This is a genomic window from Paraburkholderia acidicola (genome assembly GCF_002362315.1).
In the GTDB taxonomy this organism is placed as follows: domain Bacteria; phylum Pseudomonadota; class Gammaproteobacteria; order Burkholderiales; family Burkholderiaceae; genus Paraburkholderia; species Paraburkholderia acidicola.
In genome coordinates, this window is the sequence record NZ_MTZV01000006.1 from 720,710 (window position 1) to 739,022 (window position 18,313).

At 62.8% G+C, this 18,313-nt stretch carries 19 protein-coding genes; 5 read left to right on the forward strand and 14 right to left on the reverse strand.

Annotated features, from left to right (window positions below; genetic code table 11):
- Positions 1-3: 3 nt before the first annotated feature.
- The 4 genes from BWP39_RS22045 to BWP39_RS22060 form a co-directional block, all read right to left on the reverse strand.
- Positions 4-1,296, reverse strand: a complete 1,293-nt coding sequence (locus tag BWP39_RS22045; protein WP_096726088.1) for an acyl-CoA dehydrogenase family protein — start codon at positions 1,294-1,296, stop codon at positions 4-6.
- A gap of 150 nt (positions 1,297-1,446) precedes the next feature.
- Positions 1,447-2,283, reverse strand: coding sequence for a VOC family protein (locus tag BWP39_RS22050; protein ID WP_096724070.1), 837 nt, complete (start codon positions 2,281-2,283; stop codon positions 1,447-1,449).
- Between the two features lie 14 nt (positions 2,284-2,297).
- The gene (locus tag BWP39_RS22055) at positions 2,298-3,272 is read right to left on the reverse strand and encodes a TauD/TfdA dioxygenase family protein (RefSeq protein WP_096726089.1); all 975 of its coding nucleotides are present in this window, start codon (positions 3,270-3,272) and stop codon (positions 2,298-2,300) included.
- Between the two features lie 128 nt (positions 3,273-3,400).
- A complete protein-coding gene (locus BWP39_RS22060; RefSeq protein ID WP_096724072.1) occupies positions 3,401-4,729 on the reverse strand; it encodes an LLM class flavin-dependent oxidoreductase in 1,329 nt (442 codons plus the stop codon).
- Between the two features lie 293 nt (positions 4,730-5,022).
- Here BWP39_RS22060 and BWP39_RS22065 point away from each other — a divergent pair, with 293 nt between their 5' ends.
- Both BWP39_RS22065 and groL read left to right on the forward strand, forming a co-directional pair.
- Complete coding sequence (locus tag BWP39_RS22065) at positions 5,023-5,316, forward strand: co-chaperone GroES (protein ID WP_096724075.1); 294 nt, start codon at positions 5,023-5,025, stop codon at positions 5,314-5,316.
- Positions 5,317-5,348: 32 nt separating this feature from the next.
- Positions 5,349-6,989 carry a chaperonin GroEL gene (groL, locus tag BWP39_RS22070; RefSeq protein ID WP_096724077.1) on the forward strand — a complete coding sequence of 547 codons (1,641 nt, stop codon included), beginning with the start codon at positions 5,349-5,351 and terminating at the stop codon, positions 6,987-6,989.
- Between the two features lie 57 nt (positions 6,990-7,046).
- Here groL and BWP39_RS22075 read toward each other — a convergent pair whose 3' ends face one another.
- Positions 7,047-7,742 (reverse strand): alpha/beta fold hydrolase, encoded by a 696-nt coding sequence (locus BWP39_RS22075; RefSeq protein WP_096724080.1) that lies wholly within the window; start codon positions 7,740-7,742, stop codon positions 7,047-7,049.
- Between the two features lie 19 nt (positions 7,743-7,761).
- Here BWP39_RS22075 and BWP39_RS22080 point away from each other — a divergent pair, with 19 nt between their 5' ends.
- Positions 7,762-8,166 carry a MerR family transcriptional regulator gene (locus tag BWP39_RS22080; protein WP_096724082.1) on the forward strand — a complete coding sequence of 135 codons (405 nt, stop codon included), beginning with the start codon at positions 7,762-7,764 and terminating at the stop codon, positions 8,164-8,166.
- Between the two features lie 27 nt (positions 8,167-8,193).
- Here the strand turns inward: BWP39_RS22080 and BWP39_RS22085 are convergent, their stop codons facing one another.
- Positions 8,194-9,075: an SDR family oxidoreductase gene (locus tag BWP39_RS22085; RefSeq protein WP_096724084.1), complete on the reverse strand. Its 882-nt coding sequence runs from the start codon at positions 9,073-9,075 to the stop codon at positions 8,194-8,196.
- A 126-nt stretch (positions 9,076-9,201) separates the two neighbouring features.
- Between BWP39_RS22085 and BWP39_RS22090 the strand changes: the two genes are divergently transcribed.
- Positions 9,202-10,143, forward strand: coding sequence for an AraC family transcriptional regulator (locus BWP39_RS22090; protein WP_096724086.1), 942 nt, complete (start codon positions 9,202-9,204; stop codon positions 10,141-10,143).
- A 55-nt stretch (positions 10,144-10,198) separates the two neighbouring features.
- On the opposite strand, the gene BWP39_RS22095 is transcribed toward BWP39_RS22090, so the two are convergent.
- Both BWP39_RS22095 and BWP39_RS32005 read right to left on the reverse strand, forming a co-directional pair.
- Entirely contained in the window at positions 10,199-11,140 is a 942-nt protein-coding gene (locus BWP39_RS22095) for an aliphatic sulfonate ABC transporter substrate-binding protein (protein WP_235851468.1), read from the reverse strand.
- Positions 11,091-11,342, reverse strand: a complete 252-nt coding sequence (locus BWP39_RS32005; protein WP_170043879.1) for a hypothetical protein — start codon at positions 11,340-11,342, stop codon at positions 11,091-11,093. The genes BWP39_RS22095 and BWP39_RS32005 overlap by 50 nt, the downstream gene beginning before the upstream one ends.
- Here BWP39_RS32005 and BWP39_RS22100 point away from each other — a divergent pair.
- Positions 11,341-12,408, forward strand: a complete 1,068-nt coding sequence (locus tag BWP39_RS22100; protein ID WP_096724090.1) for an LLM class flavin-dependent oxidoreductase — start codon at positions 11,341-11,343, stop codon at positions 12,406-12,408. The two genes, BWP39_RS32005 and BWP39_RS22100, sit on opposite strands and share 2 nt — an antisense overlap.
- A gap of 19 nt (positions 12,409-12,427) precedes the next feature.
- Here BWP39_RS22100 and BWP39_RS22105 read toward each other — a convergent pair whose 3' ends face one another.
- The 6 genes from BWP39_RS22105 to BWP39_RS22130 form a co-directional block, all read right to left on the reverse strand.
- Complete coding sequence (locus BWP39_RS22105; RefSeq protein WP_096724092.1) at positions 12,428-13,282, reverse strand: ABC transporter substrate-binding protein; 855 nt, start codon at positions 13,280-13,282, stop codon at positions 12,428-12,430.
- Positions 13,283-13,331: 49 nt separating this feature from the next.
- The gene (locus BWP39_RS22110) at positions 13,332-14,735 is read right to left on the reverse strand and encodes an MmgE/PrpD family protein (RefSeq protein ID WP_096724094.1); all 1,404 of its coding nucleotides are present in this window, start codon (positions 14,733-14,735) and stop codon (positions 13,332-13,334) included.
- A complete protein-coding gene (locus BWP39_RS22115; RefSeq protein ID WP_096724096.1) occupies positions 14,732-15,661 on the reverse strand; it encodes a polysaccharide deacetylase family protein in 930 nt (309 codons plus the stop codon). Before BWP39_RS22115 ends, BWP39_RS22110 begins: the two co-directional genes overlap by 4 nt.
- Positions 15,658-16,596, reverse strand: coding sequence for a polysaccharide deacetylase family protein (locus tag BWP39_RS22120; RefSeq protein ID WP_096724098.1), 939 nt, complete (start codon positions 16,594-16,596; stop codon positions 15,658-15,660). Before BWP39_RS22120 ends, BWP39_RS22115 begins: the two co-directional genes overlap by 4 nt.
- On the reverse strand, positions 16,583-17,434 hold the full coding sequence (locus tag BWP39_RS22125; RefSeq protein WP_207557037.1) for an ABC transporter substrate-binding protein: 852 nt from the start codon (positions 17,432-17,434) through the stop codon (positions 16,583-16,585). Before BWP39_RS22125 ends, BWP39_RS22120 begins: the two co-directional genes overlap by 14 nt.
- A 75-nt stretch (positions 17,435-17,509) precedes the next feature.
- Positions 17,510-18,274 carry an amino acid ABC transporter ATP-binding protein gene (locus BWP39_RS22130; protein ID WP_096726091.1) on the reverse strand — a complete coding sequence of 255 codons (765 nt, stop codon included), beginning with the start codon at positions 18,272-18,274 and terminating at the stop codon, positions 17,510-17,512.
- Positions 18,275-18,313: the final 39 nt, after the last annotated feature.

Below are 18,313 nucleotides of genomic sequence, written 5' to 3' on the forward strand. Positions count from 1 at the left end.
CAATCAATCGAGTGCTGCCGCAACAGGCTCTTGCGTACCCGTCAGTTCCGCAGGCGTATGCGCGAGACTGAAGCGCTCGCCCGGCGGTGTGCCGTTCAGATGGAAATTGCCTACTGCGCTTTCACGCTGGATCGCCGGGTTGTGCGACGCGATCACGCGCGCATTGCGCCAGTGACGATCGAGCCGCCGTGCCTCGCTCGTCGCCGACGCGCCACCCACTTCGAACACCAGTGTCGCTGCTTCGAGTACCTGCTCGATCACGATCTGCTGCGCCTGGTACGCTTCGATGTCGAGTGCGATGTAGGTGTCGGTGGTCGCGCGGCCGGCCAGTCGTTCCTGCCACGCTTTTTCGAGCGCGCCCGACACCGAACCGACAAGACTTTCGGCGGAATACACGAGGCTTGCGAGCCGACCCACCACACGATGCACGAGCGGGTTGTCCCGCGGGCTAGAACGGCCCGGCACGCCAAAGGTCCGCGTGCGGCCGCGCACGAATTCGACACCGTCGCGCAGCACCGCGCGTGCGATACCCGCAAGCGTCGCAAGATGCACGGTCTGATAGAACGCGGTCAGCGATGTATTACGGCGCGGCTCCGAACCACGGTAGCGCACGAGAATCTGCTCGTCGCTCACATGAACGGCCTCGAAGCGCGTCGTACCGCTCGCCGTCAGCCGCTGGCCGAAGCCATCCCAGTCGTCGATGCGCGTCACGCCCGGCGCGTCGCCGCGCACCAGCACGCGCACATCGTCGTCGCCATCATGCGATGCCACATCGATCCAGTCCGCGTACAACGTACCCGTGCTGTAGTACTTCTCGCCATTCAGCGTCCAGCCGTCGCCGTTCACGTTGCGCGCGAGCGTAACCGAGTTGTGCGTCGCGCCGGTGCGTTCGGAAATCGCCGCACCGATCGTTTCGCCCGCAACGATCGGCTTGAACCAGCGCTCGCGCAGCGTTTCATCCTCGCCCTCAAGGCGCCCTTCGATAAAGCCGAAATGCACACGCAGAATTTGCGGCAGGTTCGAATCCGCTTCGGCGAGCCGGGTCAGTAAGCGGAAGAACTGCGGCAGCGTCGCGCCGAGGCCGCCGTAGCGGCGTGGCACGCGCAGCGCGGCGAAGCCCGCTTCCTTGAGCCAGCGCACGGGTTCGTAGGCCAGTTCGCGGCGTTGTTCGCGTTCGATGTTGCCTTCGGCGATGCGCGCAAAGACAGGCGCAAAGCGGGCGTCGAGTTCGGCGTCGTCGGGCGGGGTTTGCGGGTCCCTTTCTGTGCCCGGAAACGGGGCGGGGATCGTCGTCATCATGTGCTCCGGTAGGTCTGCAACGAGCCAGAATAGATTTCGCCCACCGTCGTACGCAACCAAGAAAAGCCGATAACGATATGTGTGAATGTGCGCGACGGCCGGCATGCGGAGTCAAACGCGCCAGGCACGCCGCACAATCACGTCCTTCTAGGCGCGACCTCCGCCCGCCTTGAACGTGCGGATGGTTTCGATATGCGCACCGTGGGTGCGGTTCGCATCGAGCACGCGTGCGTCGCCGTCATGGCCGACATCGAGTGCAATACCGAAGAGCCCTTCGCCGCGCGTATCGAGCTGGCGCCGCAGCGCGCTGTCCGACGACGCGCTCGCGGCCGCCTCGAACAGCACGAGCGCAGTCGCACCGACACGGAACGTCGTGGCCCGTGCGCCAAAGCCCGCTAGTGGCGCCGATAACACGGGGGTGTCGATACCCAGCAGCGCAGCGTAGCGCCGCGTGCTCACGTCAAGATCGCGCACGGCGACCGCGAGGCTCGCGATACCGCGCACGCCATTCGCATGGCGCCGCACCTCGCCTTCCGGCACGCGTAGCCGGCGCGGTGTGATATCGCCACACAGGAACGGCAGATCGGCGGTAGCGGGCCGGCCGGTCTGCCACGCGAGCCGCTCGCCGTCGGGCCGCATGCGGCCGCCGTCCTGCGGTCCGTCGTAGGACAGTCCACGCACGCGGGCCGCCTCGATCGTCGCGGCCACGCTGCCGGGCCCGGGCAGCAGCGCGAAATCGACAAAGCCATCGCCGTGCTGTTCGCCGATCGACCACCAGCGCCGCTGCGGCGCGGGCCGCAGGAAGGCGATCAGTTCGATGTAGCTGCCGTCCGCGAAACCGATCAACGCGTTGTGCGTCACGCCGTCGGCGTGCATACCGCCCTGCTGTACCGTGAAGCCGAGCGCGCTCAGATCGTCGACGGTTGCGTCGAGATCGCGAACGCGAATCACCAGATGGTCCACCGTTAGTGCAGATTGCGTCATCCCGCGGGCTCCGTTTAATTCAATGCAACAGCAGCGGCAGCGCCGACCGGCGTGCCCTGCAATGAGACCGAGCGCGTACCGTCCGGACCGACCGGCACGTCGCCGACCAGCGTCGTGCGGTACAGCTGGCGATCGAATTCGAGGTCGAAGATATCGGTCGGCGCGAGATGCGCTGTGGTGCGGTTGTCCCAGAACGCGACGCTACCCGCTTCCCATTTAAAGCGCACCGTAAATTCAGGGCGCGTCACGTGTTCCCACAGCAGTTCGAGCAACGCCTGGTTTTCGCGCGGTGTCAGCCCGACGATCTGCTTCAGAAAACCAGGGCTCACGTACAGTGCGCGTTCGCCGGTTTCCGGATGCACACGCACGAGCGGATGTTCGGTGACGAGCGTGTTCTGCTCGACCGCGGCATTGAATGCGTCCGTGCCTTGCGCGCCGCTGGGTGGCGCGAAGCGATGCACGCCGCGCAGGCCATCGACGAATCCTCGCAACGGCGCCGACAGCTTGCTGTAAGCAGCGACGAGATTGGTCCATTGCGTATCGCCGCCATACGGCGGAATCGTCACACCGCGCAGGATCGACGCATACGGCGGGTTGATCGCGGCGGTCACGTCGGTATGCCAGCCCGTCCACGGACGCTGCAGCGCCGGCCCTTCGAAGCGCGTCGCCTTGCGGAACTTCGAGATCGAGTAAATGGCCGGGTGGCCCTCGACGTGCCCGAACACCGGGTGCCCCACCGTCAATTCGCCGAACTGCGCGGAGAACGCAACGTGTTGCTCGTGGGTCAGAAACTGCTCGCGAAAAAACACGACGCGCCATGCGAGCAACGCCGCGCGTATCTCCGCGATCTGTTGCGGGGACAGCGGCTTTGTCAGATCGACGCCGTGAATTTCCGCACCGATATGCGCGGACAGCGGTGAGATCTGGATCGACTGCGGTTGCAATGTGGATTCAGATGCAGAAGACAGCGGAGAGGCCACGGCGTTCATCGGATGCTCCTGAAGAAAGGTGTGCGCGCTCCGCACGCACGGTGTTGCATCATGCGTGGCGGCGAATGCAACGGTCAACGTCCGGCTTCGAGTTTTTTCTGCTATCGATTCCGCTCCGGCGCATGACGTTACGCCGCAAAAAAACGGTTCGCCGGCCGCGGCAGCCCCAGATGCTCACGCAACGTCGAGCCTTCGTACTCACGACGGAAAATGCCACGCCGTTGCAGTTCGGGCACCACCTGATCGACGAAATCATCGAGACCGCCGGGCAGGAACGGAAACATCACGTTGAAGCCGTCCGAGCCCTCTTCCACGAGCCACTGCTCCATCTGATCCGCAATCGATACCGGCGTACCGACCATCTCCAGCCCCGAATAGCCACCGATGCGCTGCGCGAGCTGGCGCACCGTCAGCCCTTCTTCTCGCGCCCAATCGACGACACGCTGCCGTGCGCTGCGGCTCGCATTGCTCTCCGGAATCTCCGGCAGCGGGCCGTCCGGATCGAGATGCGACACGTCGTGACCGAGCGCAATCGATAGCGACGCGAGGCCGCTGTCGTAGTGCACGTAGCGGTCGAGCTGGGCCCGTTTCTCGCGCGCTTCGTCAAGCGACGATCCGACCACGACGAACGCGCCCGGCAGGATCTTCAGATGATCGCGCGCGCGGCCTAGCGGTTCGAGTCGTGCTTTGACGTCGGCGTAGAAGCGTTTGCCCTCGGCGAGATTGGGTTGCGCGGTGAAGACCGCATCGGCGGTTTCGGCGGCCAGTTGGCGCCCCGCCTCCGACGATCCCGCCTGCACGACGACCGGCCAGCCCTGCACCGGCCGCGCGATATTCAGCGGACCACGCACCGACAGATGCTCGCCCTTGTGATCGAGCACATGCAGTTTCTCCGGCTCGAAATACACACCGCGCTCGACGTCGCGGACGAAAGCATCGTCGGCCCAGCTGTCCCACAGCCCTGTCACGACGTCATAGAACTCGCGCGCCCGGTGGTAACGCTCACCATGCTCGACGTGTTCGTCGAGACCGAAGTTGCGGGCCGCCTCGGGGTTCGACGTGGTCACGAGATTCCAGCCGGCACGGCCACCGCTCAGATGATCGAGTGACGCGAAACGCCGTGCGACGTGGTACGGCTCGTCGAAGGTCGTCGACGATGTCGCGATCAGGCCGAGGCGCTCGGTGACCGCGGCGAGCGCGGACAACAACGTCATGGGTTCAAATGATGTAACGGTATGGCTGCGTTTTAACGTATCGATCGGCATGTTGAGCACCGCGAGGTGATCGGCCATGAAGAATGCGTCGAAGCGCGCGGCTTCGAGCCGCTGCGCGAAACGTTTGAGCAGAGCGAAGTTGAAGTTCGCATCGGGCGCGGCGCCCGGAAAGCGCCATGCGCCGGTATGAAGACTGACGGGGCGCATGAACGCGCCGAGATGCAATTGACGGGAGCGGGTCATGGTGTGGGGGACGATGTTAGAGGCGGTGTTAGATAAGTTCGATTCAGCCATTGAACAGAACGGTCACCATACGCCAACCACAAGAAACTGGCAGGACCCGCACGGCAGAAGGGTTTTTACGTGATGCAGTCAAGGCGCGCACGCGTCCGCTATGACAGAACCGCGCGCAAATGCCATACACCGATAACCTTGTGCGAATCCGTTATTGGAGTACGCGACGGCACGTTTCTATACTCGGGCTTCGGTCAGCACTCGCCAGTGAAGAGTGCCAATTCATCGATACAGGAAAGCAGATGAGCCTACGTCCGTTACACGATCGCGTGATCGTCAAGCGCCTCGATCAGGAAACCAGAACCGCATCGGGCATCGTGATTCCCGACAGCGCCGCGGAAAAACCCGACCAGGGCGAAGTCCTCGCAGTCGGCCCGGGCAAGCGCGACAACGACGGCAAACGCATCGAGCCCGACCTGAAAGTCGGTGAGCGCGTGCTGTTCGGCAAGTACGCGGGTCAGGCCGTCAAGGTCGACGGCAACGAACTGCTGGTACTGCACGAAGACGACATCGTCGCCGTCGTGAACGCGCGCTGATCGCGTCGCCTCATTCATAAAGGAATCGAAACATGGCAGCCAAGGAAATCGTTTTCAGCGACAACGCGCGCACCAAACTCGTCGAAGGGGTGAATCTGCTCGCGAATGCAGTAAAGGTGACGCTCGGGCCTAAAGGCCGCAACGTCGTGCTCGAACGCAGTTTCGGTGCACCGGTGGTGACGAAGGATGGTGTGTCGGTAGCGAAAGAGATCGAGCTTGCCGACCGCCTGCAGAACATCGGCGCGCAGCTCGTGAAAGAAGTCGCATCGAAGACGAGCGACACCGCTGGCGACGGCACGACGACGGCGACGGTGCTCGCCCAGGCGATCGTTCGCGAAGGTCAGAAGTATGTCGCTGCGGGACTGAATCCGCTCGATCTGAAGCGCGGCATCGACAAGGCCGTCGCCGCGGGCATCGAAGAGCTGAAGAAGATCAGCAAGCCAACCACCACCAGCAAGGAAATCGCCCAGGTTGCGACGATCTCGGCGAACGGCGAGGAATCGATTGGTCAGCGCATCGCTGAAGCGATCGACCGGGTTGGCAAGGAAGGCGTCATCACCGTCGAAGACGGCAAGTCGCTCGCCGACGAACTCGACGTGGTCGAAGGACTGCAGTTCGATCGCGGCTACCTGTCGCCGTATTTCATCAACAACCAGGATCGCCAGGTCGCGGTGCTCGAAACGCCGTACATCCTGCTGCACGACAAGAAAATCTCGAACATCCGCGATCTGCTGCCGGTGCTCGAACAGGTTGCGAAGGCAGGACGGCCGCTGTTGATCATCGCGGAAGACGTCGAAGGCGAAGCGCTCGCGACGCTCGTCGTGAACAATATTCGCGGCATCCTGAAGACAGTCGCTGTGAAAGCGCCGGGTTTCGGCGACCGTCGCAAGGCGTTACTCGAAGACATCGCGATTCTGACCGGCGGCCAGGTCATCGCCGAAGAAACCGGCCTCACACTCGAAAAGGCAACGCTGGCCGAACTGGGCCAGGCGAAGCGCATCGAGGTGGCCAAGGAAAACACGATCGTGATCGACGGTGCTGGCGACAAAGCCAACATCGAGGCACGTGTGAAGCAGATCCGCGTGCAGATCAACGAAGCCACTTCCGACTACGACCGCGAGAAACTGCAGGAGCGTGTTGCGAAACTGGCGGGCGGCGTTGCGGTGATCAAGGTAGGCGGTGCCACCGAAATCGAAGTGAAAGAAAAGAAGGACCGCGTCGACGATGCGCTGCACGCGACGCGCGCTGCCGTCGAGGAAGGCATCGTGCCGGGCGGCGGCGTCGCGTTGATTCGCGTCAAGCAGGCAATCGCCGGACTGACGGGCGCGAACCGGGACCAGGACGCGGGCATCAACATCGTGCGTCGTGCCCTCGAAGAACCGCTGCGGCAGATCGTCACGAATGCCGGCGAAGAAGCGAGCGTCGTCGTCGCGAAGGTCGCGGAAGGCAGCGGCAACTTCGGCTACAACGCGGCAACCGGTGAGTATGGCGATCTGGTGGAATCGGGTGTGCTCGATCCGACCAAGGTCACGCGTACGGCGTTGCAAAACGCGGCGTCGATTGCGAGCTTGCTGTTGACCACGGATGCCACCGTGTATGAGGCGCCGAAAGATAGCGCGCCTGCTGCGGCGCCGGGTGGTCCGGGTGCGGGGGGGCCGGGCTTCGACTACTAGGCTGAAGCAACAAACCGGGCTAGCGTCGTCGCTCTGGCGATGGCCCGGTTCCGATTTCTAGTGGCGAGGCGCGATGAACGCCGATAGCAAGGCGGCCACTTCGTGAGGCTTCTCGATTGGCGGCAGATGCCCGCAATCAGGAATCGCATGCAGTTTCGATTCCGGCACGAGACTCTGGATCTCGTAGGACAGACGAACCGGCGTGACCCGGTCCTCCTGACCCACCACCACGATGGTTGGAATGTCGATCGTCGACAGGACCGGCCGCAAATCGGAACGGGCAATGACCGCCCGATTTTGCCGTACGTAAGCTTGCGGGCCGACCCGGACACTCATTTCAACCAGTTCGCCGCGCACGTCTTCCGGAGTCGACGGATGCACAAGCGATCTGAGGCTACGCTGCGCCGTCCGCTGAAAGTCGCTGCTCACGCCGACGTATAAATTGGCGAGACGACGATATACCCCTCGCCCAAAACTGTCAGGCCGTGCGCTGGTGTCGATCAACGCCAGGTGTGTAACCCGTCGGGCGGCGATTCTCATGATCTCCAACGCCACCATTCCCCCCATCGATAAACCCGCGAGCGCAAAGCGATCCGGGGCCTGGGCTAGAACGCGACGCGCCATGCCCTCGAGCGTTACGTCGCTGAGCGTATCGCCAACGAGACAGTCGATCCTCCCGTCCAGCGCAGCAATTGTTCGGCGCCAGACGGCAGCATCGCTGCAGAGGCCCGGTATCATCAAAAGTGTTTCCATTGGATCGGTGCATCCTGGGTTGAAGAATCAGGATGCTGCAGCTTCCACCTACTTGAAGGTCAAGCTCATGCGCATCGGGCTACTTGCATCGCAAACGGGGATCAGCGCGACTCGAATTCGCTTTTACGAGGCTCGCGGGCTACTTCCACCGCCCGGGCGGTCGTTGAACGGATATCGAGAATATGACGCGCGGGCGATGGAGATTTTGCGGTTCATCGATCGGGCCCGCCGTCTTGGTTTTTCTCTAACCGAGGTGGAGTCGCATCTCTCGTCCCCGCACGACGAAGGTCGAAAGGCTCGACTGTTGGCGATCGTCGAATCAAAGCTTCGCGCCCTCGAAGCACAAGCGGCCCAGATCGAGAATCAAAGAACCGAGCTCAGGGCGCTGGCTACGGAATTGCGAACCATCCAGCCGGCAGCTTGAACGGACACCGTCCCAGGCATCGATTACCTAGCGTACCTGTTCAAGATCGGCGATCAGTCCTGGCCCTTTGGGCTGCCATGCCAGTCGTTCCTGCGTAAGCGCGCTGGAAGCGGACATGTCGGCTCCGACGAATGCACTGAGCCAGCCGAAGTGCGCGGGTGCATCCGCAGCGGTAACGCTCTTTACCGGTACATTCAGATTGCGACCAATGACTTCAGCAATCGTGCGCAGTGCTATGCCCTCTTCGGCAACCGCATGATATCGGCTACCCGTCGCGCGTTTCTCTAACGCCAGAAGGTATAGACGGGCCGCGTCCGAGAGGTGCACAGCAGCCCAGCGGCTAAGCCCGTCGTCGACATAGGCGGACACGCCCTTTTCTCGAGCCAGTTTAATCAGGTAGCTGATGAGCCCCAGCTTGACGGGATTGTGGACTTGCGGAAGACGCACGACCGATACCCTGACGCCTTGCTGTGCTAGTGCATCAACGGTCAATTCCGACACCTTGCGGGGGTTCCGTTGATCAGGATTGAAGTTGTCTTCAGTTGCGGGCTTACCGTACGCAGACGCACCCAGTGCTGCAACAGAGGTAATGATCAACGGGCGGTCCGATCCGTGCAGCGCGGCCCCCATTGCCTCGACGGCCTGCCGGTCTGCTTCACAGTTCGCCAGCATCGTCGAAAAATCGTGATTGAAGGCCGTGTGGATGACTCCGTCAGCCGAGCTTGCCCCGCGGCTCAGGCTGTCGAGGTCGTCAATATCACCACGGTGCGCTTCGGCTCCGACGGAGGTGAGCGACCGGACACCCGCCTCCGACCGCGTCAGTCCAAGCACCTGATGGCCTGCGTTGATAAGCTCGTGAACAATGGTTGCGCCAATAAAACCCGTGGCGCCCGTTACAAAAATACGCATGATGAATTCGCCTTTAGGTAGATTCAGGGCTGCAGTCGCAGTCCAGCGATACCTAATTTAGGCTGTGTTCGCGATACGAACAATGTCGTATAGTCCGCATCTTTGGATCAATCGTCCAGGAATTGTATGGATCCACTCTCAGACTTGTTGTCTTTGCTGAAACCCAGGAGCGTTGTATCGGGCGGCCTTGGGATCAACCGCAACTCGGCGATTCAGTGGCAGCGACATGACGGCATCAAATGCTATGCCGTGGTCTCCGGTCAATGCTGGTTATCGGTGAATGGCGTTAGCGATCCGGTGCTTCTCACCGCGGGCGACTGCTACTTATTGCCACCAGGGCCCCCTTTCTGCCTTGCCACCGACCTGTCGATAAAACCGGTCGACTTCAGTCTGCCACTGGTAGCAGGGGGATCGGGTACCGGCATCTCCAGCTACGACGAAGAGGGTTGTTATCTCGTCGGCGGTTACTTTCTGCTCACCGGTGACCACGCCAACATGCTGTTGGGCTCGTTGCCCCCTATCGTGCATATCCGCAAGGATTCGGACAAGGCGGCGATGCGCTGGTCGCTGGAGCGCATGACTCAGGAGATACGCGATCCGCAGCCGGGCGGATCTTTGATCGCGCAGCAACTCGCCTTCATGATGCTGGTTCAAGCATTGCGCCTGCACCTGAACGACAGGGCGAGCGCAGGCGTTGGCTGGCTCTTCGCATTGGCGGATAAACAGCTGAGCGCAGCCCTCGCCTGCATGCACGATGACCCAGGGCATCCGTGGACGTTACAGACGCTGGCCGTGCGCATCGGCATGTCGCGCTCGACCTTTGCACTGCGCTTCAAGGAGACAGTTGGATCATCCCCGATGGAGTACCTGACACGATGGCGAATGCTGTTGGCGTGCGATCGATTGAAAAATTCGGGTGACTCAATTCCCCGTATTGCCACATCGCTGGGCTACGAGTCCGAAAGCGCGTTCGGCAAGGCTTTCAAACGCGTCATAGGCTGTTCACCGAGACAGCACAGTCGGCAAAGCGTGACCGGCGACTCGCCGCCGGATCGGCGTGCCGCATAAATCAGAATGGTGAGTTGATCGCAAAGCCTGACTGCCGGACATGTCGCGACGGCAGTCACCGCGCAGGCGGCGTCCAGATGCGAATATCAGTCGCCTTCAATGTCGCCGGAATCAACCCTGCTGCACGATACGTATCGGCGATTCGCTGCTGCTCACCGAGCTGATCGCGTTGCACCGGCACGATTGCATAGCTGCGCCGGCTGTTCGCTAGCTCAACGGTCGGTGCGGGCAGATTGCCCCACAGCGGCGCGAGAATCTGCGCGGCTTCCTGCGGATGTGCCTTCACCCACTGGCCCGTCTCCTTCAGTTCGTCGAACACTGCACGCAGCACGTCAGGATGGCGCTCGGCGAATGAAGTCGTCGCCGTGTAGAAGCGGTTGTACTGCGCAAGTCCGTCGGAACCATCCGCGACCACATGCACATGCGCTTCACGCTGCTGGGCGGCCAGGAACGGATCCCAGATCACCCACGCGTCGACATTGCCGCCGCGAAATGCGGCGAGTGCATCGGGTGCTTCGAGGTAACGGACCTGGATGTCGTTGATCGTCAGGCCCGCTTTCGCGAGCGCGGCCAGCAGCAGAAAATTGCAGCCCGAACCCTTCGACACCGCGACGCGTTTGCCCTTCAGGTCGGACACCGTACGGATCGACGAATCGGGCGGCACGATGATTGCCTGCGCGGATGGCGCGGACGTTTCCTCCGCGTAATACGTCAGCGGCGCATTCGCCGCCTGGGTGAACAGCGCAAACGCGTCGGCGACGTCCGCGTGCAGATCGACGCTGCCCGCGTTCAGCGATTGCAGCAGTCCCGTCGAGAACTCGTGCCAGCTCACGTCGTAGCCTAGTGCGCCGAGTTTCTTCTCCAGTTCTCCGGTGCGCTTCAGCAGGATGAACAGCGTCGACGAACGCTGGTAGCTGATCGACACGGTTTCGCGCGCACTCGCTGCGCTAGGTAGGCATAGCGCGCTCGCCAGTACGCCGGTGACGAGCAGAGCCACTGTGGCAGTTCGCAAGCGAGGAAGTCGGGTGAAAAAAGCGCGCATCGATCAGCATCCGGTTAACGAAGGAACCGGTCACTATATAAAGAATGTGCGGCGCATCAAATGCCGATTTCATCGATCGATAGCCGCAGAAGTTGGAACGTTCGCGCGCCGCGACAGGCATCATGTCTGCCAGTTTTTGCGGAGTGTTTTCTTTCATGTCGACCTTCCCCGCCCGCTTCGGCATCTGGGCACTCGTACACGGCAGCCGCGCAGCGTTGCAAGACCCTGACGAACCGTATGACGCGTCATGGGCGCGCAACCGCGCGCTCGTGCTCGATGCGGAACGGCTCGGCTACGACTCGGTGCTCATCGCGCAGCACACGATCAATCCGCACGACTCCAACCTCGATCAGCTCGAAGCGTGGACCGCATCGGCGGCACTCGCGGCACTGACGTCGCGCATCGAGATCATCGCGGCGATCAAGCCGTACCTGTACCACCCGGTCGTGCTCGCGAAGATGGCGCAGCAGATCGAGCACATCAGCGGCGGGCGCTTCGCGCTGAATCTCGTCAATGCGTGGAATCGCCCGGAACTGGAGCGCGCGGGCATCGGTTTCGCCGAGCACGATGCGCGCTATGCGTATGGACGCGAATGGATTACGGTCGTCGAAAAGTTGCTGCGCGGCGAACGCACGTCGTTTACTGGCGAACACTTTCACATCGACGATTACCAGCTGCGCCCCGCCGATCCGTTTCGCGCACGGCCACGCATCTATGTGGGTGGTGAATCGGAGCCGGCGCGTGCGCTCGTCGCCGATGCGGGTGATGTGTGGTTTATCAACGGTCAGCCGCTCGACGAAGTTACTGCGCTGATTGCCGACGTAGCGCGCCGGCCGCGCCCTCACGCGGCATCGCCACTACGCTTCGGGCTCTCGGCGTTCGCGATCGCACGCGAAACCGACGCGCTTGCCGCCGACCATCTTGCGCATCTATTCGCGCTCGCCGCAAAAGATGCGCCGCTGCGCGCGCAGCAAAAACAGAATATCGACCCGAAGGCCGTGATGTTCCAGACGTTCGCGCAAACGCCGCGCGTCGGCTCGAACGGCGGCACCGCGGCGGGATTAGTCGGCAGCTACGATGCGGTCGCTGAACGGATCGTAGCGTTTCGCCGCGCGGGCATCGAACTCTTCATGCTGCAGTTCCAGCCGTTCGAAGCCGATATGAAGCGCTTCGCCGAAGAAGTTATTCCGCGCGTGCGTGCACTTGAAAACGCGACGACTTAACTCACGGCACTAGACGTGCTTACTGCGGCGTTACACCATTCACACCGATCTTCGCAACGGCGCTCGACTGCAGCCCCCACTTCACGACGATCGCGTGGTACGTGCCATTGGCGACCAGCCGGTTCAACGCGCCGAGCACCGCATCACGCAGCTTCGGATTCGACTTCGCGAACGCGATGCCTTCGGGCGACGTCGCGAACGGCTCGCCGATCGGCTTGTAGGTATTCGGTTCGAGCTTCATCGCGTACGGCAGCGTTTCGCTGCCCTGCACGCCCGCCGCGATGCGCGTCTGCTTGAGCTGCATGCGCGCCGACGATGTGTCTTCGGTACCGACCACGGTGATCGCCGGTTTGCCGGTCGCGACGCAGTGCTGTGCGCTCCATTCGGCGGTATCGGCGGGGAACGATGTGCTACGGCTCGTACCGACCGACTTGCCGCATAGATCGGTGGCATTGCGGATCTCGCCCGCGCGGGAAGCCAGGATGTAGAACTGCGCGCCCGAATTCATATAGTCGAGAAAATCGACGCTATCGCGGCGCTTCGGCAGATCACTCATGCCGCTCAGAATCATGTCGACGCGTCCGGTCGCGAGCGACGGCAGCAACTGCTCGAATGCCGATTCCTGCCATTCGAGCTTCACGCCCAGCTCTTTTGCAATCGCGTTGCCGAGATCGATGTCGAAGCCGGTCAGCTCGCCGCTGTCCGGGTCCTTGTATTCCATCGGCGGATAGATCGAATTGACCGCGACCTTGATCGTTTTCGATTTCGCGATCGCGTCGGGCAGTGCCTGCGCGTGTGCGGCACCGATGCCACACAGCGTCGACAGGCAGAACACCAGCAATCCAGAGGCAGCGCGTAGCGGAGTGAGATTCATCGATGACGTCCTTTTGTTTTGAAGAGTCTTTGAGGCGTGTTTGCGCGTGTCAATGCAACGGTGTGCGTGCGTCGGCGTGACCGGTGAGCCACGGCAACAGTGTGCGTACGTCTGTAATGCGATCGAGACCGAGTACGGAATCGGCCAGCGCGGCAAGCGGTGCTTCATCGAGCACGACACCGGCAAGTGAGCGGTACTTCGCGAGCAACGCATCATCCGATAGCGGATTGCGTGGGTCGCCCAGTGGCACCGGTACCTGCAGCGAACGCGACGGCGTATCGCGCAGCGCGAGCGTGACGAACGGTTCGTCCAGATCCGACATCGTCGGGTCCACTTCGAGCACGATGCGTGACATCGCAGCACTAATGCGCGGATCGCGCCGTTGCGCGTCGGCATACGCGTCGAGCCCCGCGTGACCGTACACCAGCGCGGCGGCAAGCGCATACGGCAAGCTCATCTGCGCGGATGCAAGCGGATGCAGATCGCGGCCGCCGCACATCCTTTCGACGAACGCGCTGAGCCGTACGTGCACACTTTCCAGCCGGTCGAGATCGCAGGCACGGCCGCCCAGTAGTTCGAGCGTCGCATCGACGGCCGCATGCGTGCTGCGGCACGACGCGTGCGGTTTGATCGAGCAACGCATCAGTTTCCACTGCGTACCGAGGTCGGCGAGCAGCGCAGCGGGCTCTTGCGTCTCGGGCGCGAATGCGTTGAAGAAGCCCCCCCATACGTCGGCAAAGACCTGGCTGGGTCCGCTCACGCCTTCGCGTGCGAGCAGCGCGGCCAGCAGACCGCCCTCGGCCGCGCGGCCTGTGTGCATCCGCTTGGTCTGCGAGGCGTCGTGAATAAAGCCCCACAAGCCGCCGGCGAAACTGCCCGCGTGACCAAGTGCTGCACCGGTCTGCGCCGCATCGAGGCCGAGCAGACGCGCGGACGCAGCGGCAGCGCCGAACACGCCGCAGGTCATCGTCGAATGCCAGCCGCGGCCGTTGTGCGGCGAGTAGCCGCCGCACGCTTCGAGCACGCGACGCCCGACGTCGTAGCCGAGTACGACCGCTGCGATAAACGCACGACCCGACACAGGTCGCTCGCTGCACGCGAGCGCGGCAAACGCGGCCGGCAGCACCACCGCCCCCGAATGATCGCAGCCACCCGAATCGTCGAGTTCGAGCGCATGCGCAGCCACGCCGTTGACGAACGCCGCATCGCGAGGACCGAACGCGAGCGTGGTACCCCATGCACCCACCGCACCGGAGCCGCCCGCTTGTACCGGCTGCATGATCGCGCGGGTGCTGCGTGCTTCGAGCGCAGCCGAACCCGCCAGCGCCGCACCAAGCGTATCGAGAATATGCCGCTTCGCCCGCTCGACAACCGGTTCGGGAATCGCATCATCAGGCAAGCCCGCGACGAACCCCGCCAGTTGCTCCGACAAGGACCGATCGCGCGCGCTCATGCGACCGCCTGCCGGTATTGCTCGAACACGTCGACCGGATGACCGGGCTCGTTACGCGCGACGGTCGCGCGCCACCACTCCGCGACTTCGGCGCCCGTCGCAAACCACACGTCGCCGCGCATTTTCATCTCGGCGAGCAGTTCGCGCAACACGTCGATGCGTCCGGCGGTACCGATGATCTCCGGATGTAACCGCAACACGAAGCACAGGCCAAAGCGATGGAACGCAGCGAAGTCCTGCTTCAGGTTGGACAGCACCTCGCGGTACGACGGGATGCGCGGCTGTCCAACCGGCACTGCCGGTGAAAGGTTGTACGCGAAGTACGGCTCGTCTTCGAGTTCGTAGTGCAGCGGTAGCTCGACGAGCGGCACGGGTGTACTCGACGTGTCGACCTGCGTCGGGAGTTCGGTGGGATGGAAATACGGCAGATCGTCACCGCGCCACGACGACGACCACGTCACGCCTTCGTCGCGGATGAAGTCCGCGAAACCCGGCGCCCAGTTGCCGTAGAACGAGCGAAACCCTTGGGCACGGTGCCCGGTGAGTGCCGCAAGCGCATCCTGTCCCGTGAGAAAAGCACGCCGTTGCTCAGCGAGCGTCAACGTATCGAAGTTTTCGCAACGATCGCCGGATGTGCCCAGTTCGTGACCGCACGCAGCGATCTCGCTGACGAGTCCGGCATGCGTCTTCACGACCTGACCGGGCACGAACCAGCTCGAACGCACGCTGGCTTCGTCGAGTGCGTCAAGCACGCGGTCGACGCCGCGCTTCGCGCCATAACGCCACACCGACAGCGATTTCTCGCGACCCGCGATGCGCGGCTCCTGCGTCAGGATGCCGAGGTCATCGTTGAAATCGACCGTGACGACGACCGCACAGCGTGCGCGCTGCGGCCAGATTGTTTTGCTTCCGTTCGGGTTATTCATGAGCGAAATTCCTGCGCCGGGGTAGCCACGGCGTTGACCACATACGTATCACGCCACCATTGCGCAACATCGCGACACGCGGCGAACCACACCCCGTCCTGCTCGCGCATATGATCGATCAGCCGCTCAAGCAACGGAATGCGTCCAGGCTTACCCGATACCTTCGGATGAAACAGCGTCGTCAGACACAGCCCGTCGCGATGCGAACCATCGAACTCGCGCCGCCAGTTATCGAACGTCGTGTCGTAACTCGCAATGCGATCGAGGCTCGCCGGAAAATCCGGGTTGCGGTGATACGCGAGCGACGCGTAATCGTCCAGTTCCCAGCGGCCCGGAATCTCGACCATCGGCTCAGCGATACCTTCTGCGTGCATCAGGTACGGCCGGTCGTCGCCGCGCATCGAACTCGAATAGCGCACACCGGCTTCGGCCAGCACGCGGATCGTGTCCGGTCCCCAGTCGCCGGAAGGCGTGCGAAAACCCACCGGGCGAATGCCCAGATGCCGTTCGAAAACCTCCGCCGAACGCTCCATCACCGCACGCTGGCCATCGCGATCGAGCGTCCAGAACGCTTCGTGCCGATAGCCGTGATACGCAATCTCATGGCCGCCTTCGACGATCGCCGCACATTGCTGCGGCCAGTGCTCGACGACCCAGGCGGGGACGAAGAAGGTCGCGGGCACCGCACGTTCACGCAGCATGTCGAGCAGGCGCCGCAACGCGCGCCACGGCCCATAGCTGCCGAGCGTAAAGTAAGCGGGGTTACGCCAGATCGAACCATCGAGCATCGCATCGCCGGTCGGACCGTCGAGATCGAAGGCGAGCGCGACACACGAGCGTCGTCCGTGCGGCCAGCGCGGCGCAGTCCGTGTGTCGTTAGCGGTTTCCGTGCGTGCGCCAGCGCGTGTGCGCAGCGGCCGGTCAGTTATCGGCATTGAGCACCGCCTTCTGCACCGCATGGTCCTGCAGCCCCCACTTCGCGAGCAGCTTCTGATAGGTGCCGTCCGCGATCAGCTGGTTCAGAGCCGACGTCAAGCCGGCGGTCATCGCCGTGTTGCTCTTCGCGATGCCGATGCCCGTGTACTGCGACAGGAACGGCTTGCCGATCGGCGCGTACGCGTTCTGTTCGATCGAGTTCTGGTACGGCAACGTTTCGCCGCCCTGCACGGCTGCGTCGAGTCGCGCCTGGCGCAACTGCATGCGCGCATCGGACGAACCATCGGTGCCGACCACATTGATCGGTTTTTTACCGGCCTTCACACAGTTTGCGTTGCTCCAGTTCGCGGTGTCGCTGGGGAACGACGTGCGTCGGCTCGAACCGACAGTCTTGCCGCACAGCGCAGTCATGTCGGGAAACTCACCGGCGCGTGTCTTGAGCGTATAAAACTGCGGGCCCGTCGTGATGTAGTCGAGAAAATCGACGGCGCTACGGCGTGCCGGCAGATCGGTCATGCCCGACAGGATCACGTCGACACGATGCGTCGTGAGCGCGCTCATCATCTGCTCGAAACCGGTCTCCTGCCATTGCAACGTCACACCGAGCTTCGCCGCGAGCGCTTCGCCGAGATCGACGTCGAAGCCCATCAGCTTGTCGGTCGCCGGGTCCTTGTATTCGAATGGCGGATAGTTGGGGACGATGGCTGCGATCAGCATGCTCTTGCCGATCGACGGTACGGTTCCGGCGTGCGCCGATGGCACGCACAGCGCCCCCGTAGCGGCTACGAGCGCAACAGCGAGCGTGACCCGCCCGCGCAAACGAAAGAATGCGTTCATGAACACTCGCTTGAAGTAAAGGTTGTCCGTGCGCGGCACGGCGTGAGATGGGTTATGTGGTTCGACAGTCGGTACTCAGGACAGCACGGCCGACACGAAGTCCTGGGTACGGCGGTGCTGCGGATGCGACAGCACCTGGTCCGGCGGGCCACTCTCGACCACCTGCCCCTGGTCCATAAACGCCACACGGCTTGCCACTTCTCGTGCAAAGCCGAGTTCGTGCGTGACGACGATCATCGTCATGCCGCTCTGCGCGAGATCACGCATCACGGCGAGCACTTCGCCGACCAGTTCCGGATCGAGTGCCGACGTCGGTTCGTCGAACAGCATCAACTGCGGATGCATCGCCAGTGCACGCGCGATCGCGACGCGCTGCTGCTGGCCACCCGATAGTTCGACCGGAAACGCATTGCATTTGTGGCCAAGCCCGACGCGCTCGAGTAGCGCGCGCGCCTCTTCGATGGCTTCCGCGCGACGCCGCTTAAGCACCTGCACCGGCCCTTCGATCACGTTTTCCAGCGCCGTCTTGTGCGGAAACAGATTGAAGCGCTGGAACACCATGCCGGTCGCGAGCCGTTGCCGCGCCATCTGCTTTTCCGACAACGGATAAAGCCGGTCGCCGACGCGCCGGTAGCCGACCAGTTCGCCGTTAACCCACAGCGCGCCGTCGTTGATCGCTTCAAGCTGGTTGATACAGCGCAGGAACGTGCTCTTGCCCGAGCCCGACGGCCCGATCACGCACAGCACTTCGCCTTTCGCCACGTCGAGCGTGATGCCTTGCAGCGCCTTGAAGTCGCCGTAGGACTTGCGTACGTCGACGGCGCGAACGATTGGATTCATGTTGTCTTGCTCCCCGCGGGGTCCGCATATTTCGCCGGC

Bases quoted from the DNA above. Each gene is read 5' to 3' on its own strand.
- BWP39_RS22045 (WP_096726088.1), bottom strand. From the start codon at position 1,296: ATGACGACGATCCCCGCCCCGTTTCCGGGCACAGAAAGGGACCCGCAA.
- BWP39_RS22050 (WP_096724070.1), bottom strand. From the start codon at position 2,283: ATGACGCAATCTGCACTAACGGTGGACCATCTGGTGATTCGCGTTCGC.
- BWP39_RS22055 (WP_096726089.1), bottom strand. From the start codon at position 3,272: ATGAACGCCGTGGCCTCTCCGCTGTCTTCTGCATCTGAATCCACATTG.
- BWP39_RS22060 (WP_096724072.1), bottom strand. From the start codon at position 4,729: ATGACCCGCTCCCGTCAATTGCATCTCGGCGCGTTCATGCGCCCCGTC.
- BWP39_RS22065 (WP_096724075.1), top strand. From the start codon at position 5,023: ATGAGCCTACGTCCGTTACACGATCGCGTGATCGTCAAGCGCCTCGAT.
- groL (WP_096724077.1), top strand. From the start codon at position 5,349: ATGGCAGCCAAGGAAATCGTTTTCAGCGACAACGCGCGCACCAAACTC.
- BWP39_RS22075 (WP_096724080.1), bottom strand. From the start codon at position 7,742: ATGGAAACACTTTTGATGATACCGGGCCTCTGCAGCGATGCTGCCGTC.
- BWP39_RS22085 (WP_096724084.1), bottom strand. From the start codon at position 9,075: ATGCGTATTTTTGTAACGGGCGCCACGGGTTTTATTGGCGCAACCATT.
- BWP39_RS22090 (WP_096724086.1), top strand. From the start codon at position 9,202: ATGGATCCACTCTCAGACTTGTTGTCTTTGCTGAAACCCAGGAGCGTT.
- BWP39_RS22100 (WP_096724090.1), top strand. From the start codon at position 11,341: ATGTCGACCTTCCCCGCCCGCTTCGGCATCTGGGCACTCGTACACGGC.
- BWP39_RS32005 (WP_170043879.1), bottom strand. From the start codon at position 11,342: ATGAAAGAAAACACTCCGCAAAAACTGGCAGACATGATGCCTGTCGCG.
- BWP39_RS22105 (WP_096724092.1), bottom strand. From the start codon at position 13,282: ATGAATCTCACTCCGCTACGCGCTGCCTCTGGATTGCTGGTGTTCTGC.
- BWP39_RS22110 (WP_096724094.1), bottom strand. From the start codon at position 14,735: ATGAGCGCGCGCGATCGGTCCTTGTCGGAGCAACTGGCGGGGTTCGTC.
- BWP39_RS22115 (WP_096724096.1), bottom strand. From the start codon at position 15,661: ATGAATAACCCGAACGGAAGCAAAACAATCTGGCCGCAGCGCGCACGC.
- BWP39_RS22120 (WP_096724098.1), bottom strand. From the start codon at position 16,596: ATGCCGATAACTGACCGGCCGCTGCGCACACGCGCTGGCGCACGCACG.
- BWP39_RS22125 (WP_207557037.1), bottom strand. From the start codon at position 17,434: ATGAACGCATTCTTTCGTTTGCGCGGGCGGGTCACGCTCGCTGTTGCG.
- BWP39_RS22130 (WP_096726091.1), bottom strand. From the start codon at position 18,274: ATGAATCCAATCGTTCGCGCCGTCGACGTACGCAAGTCCTACGGCGAC.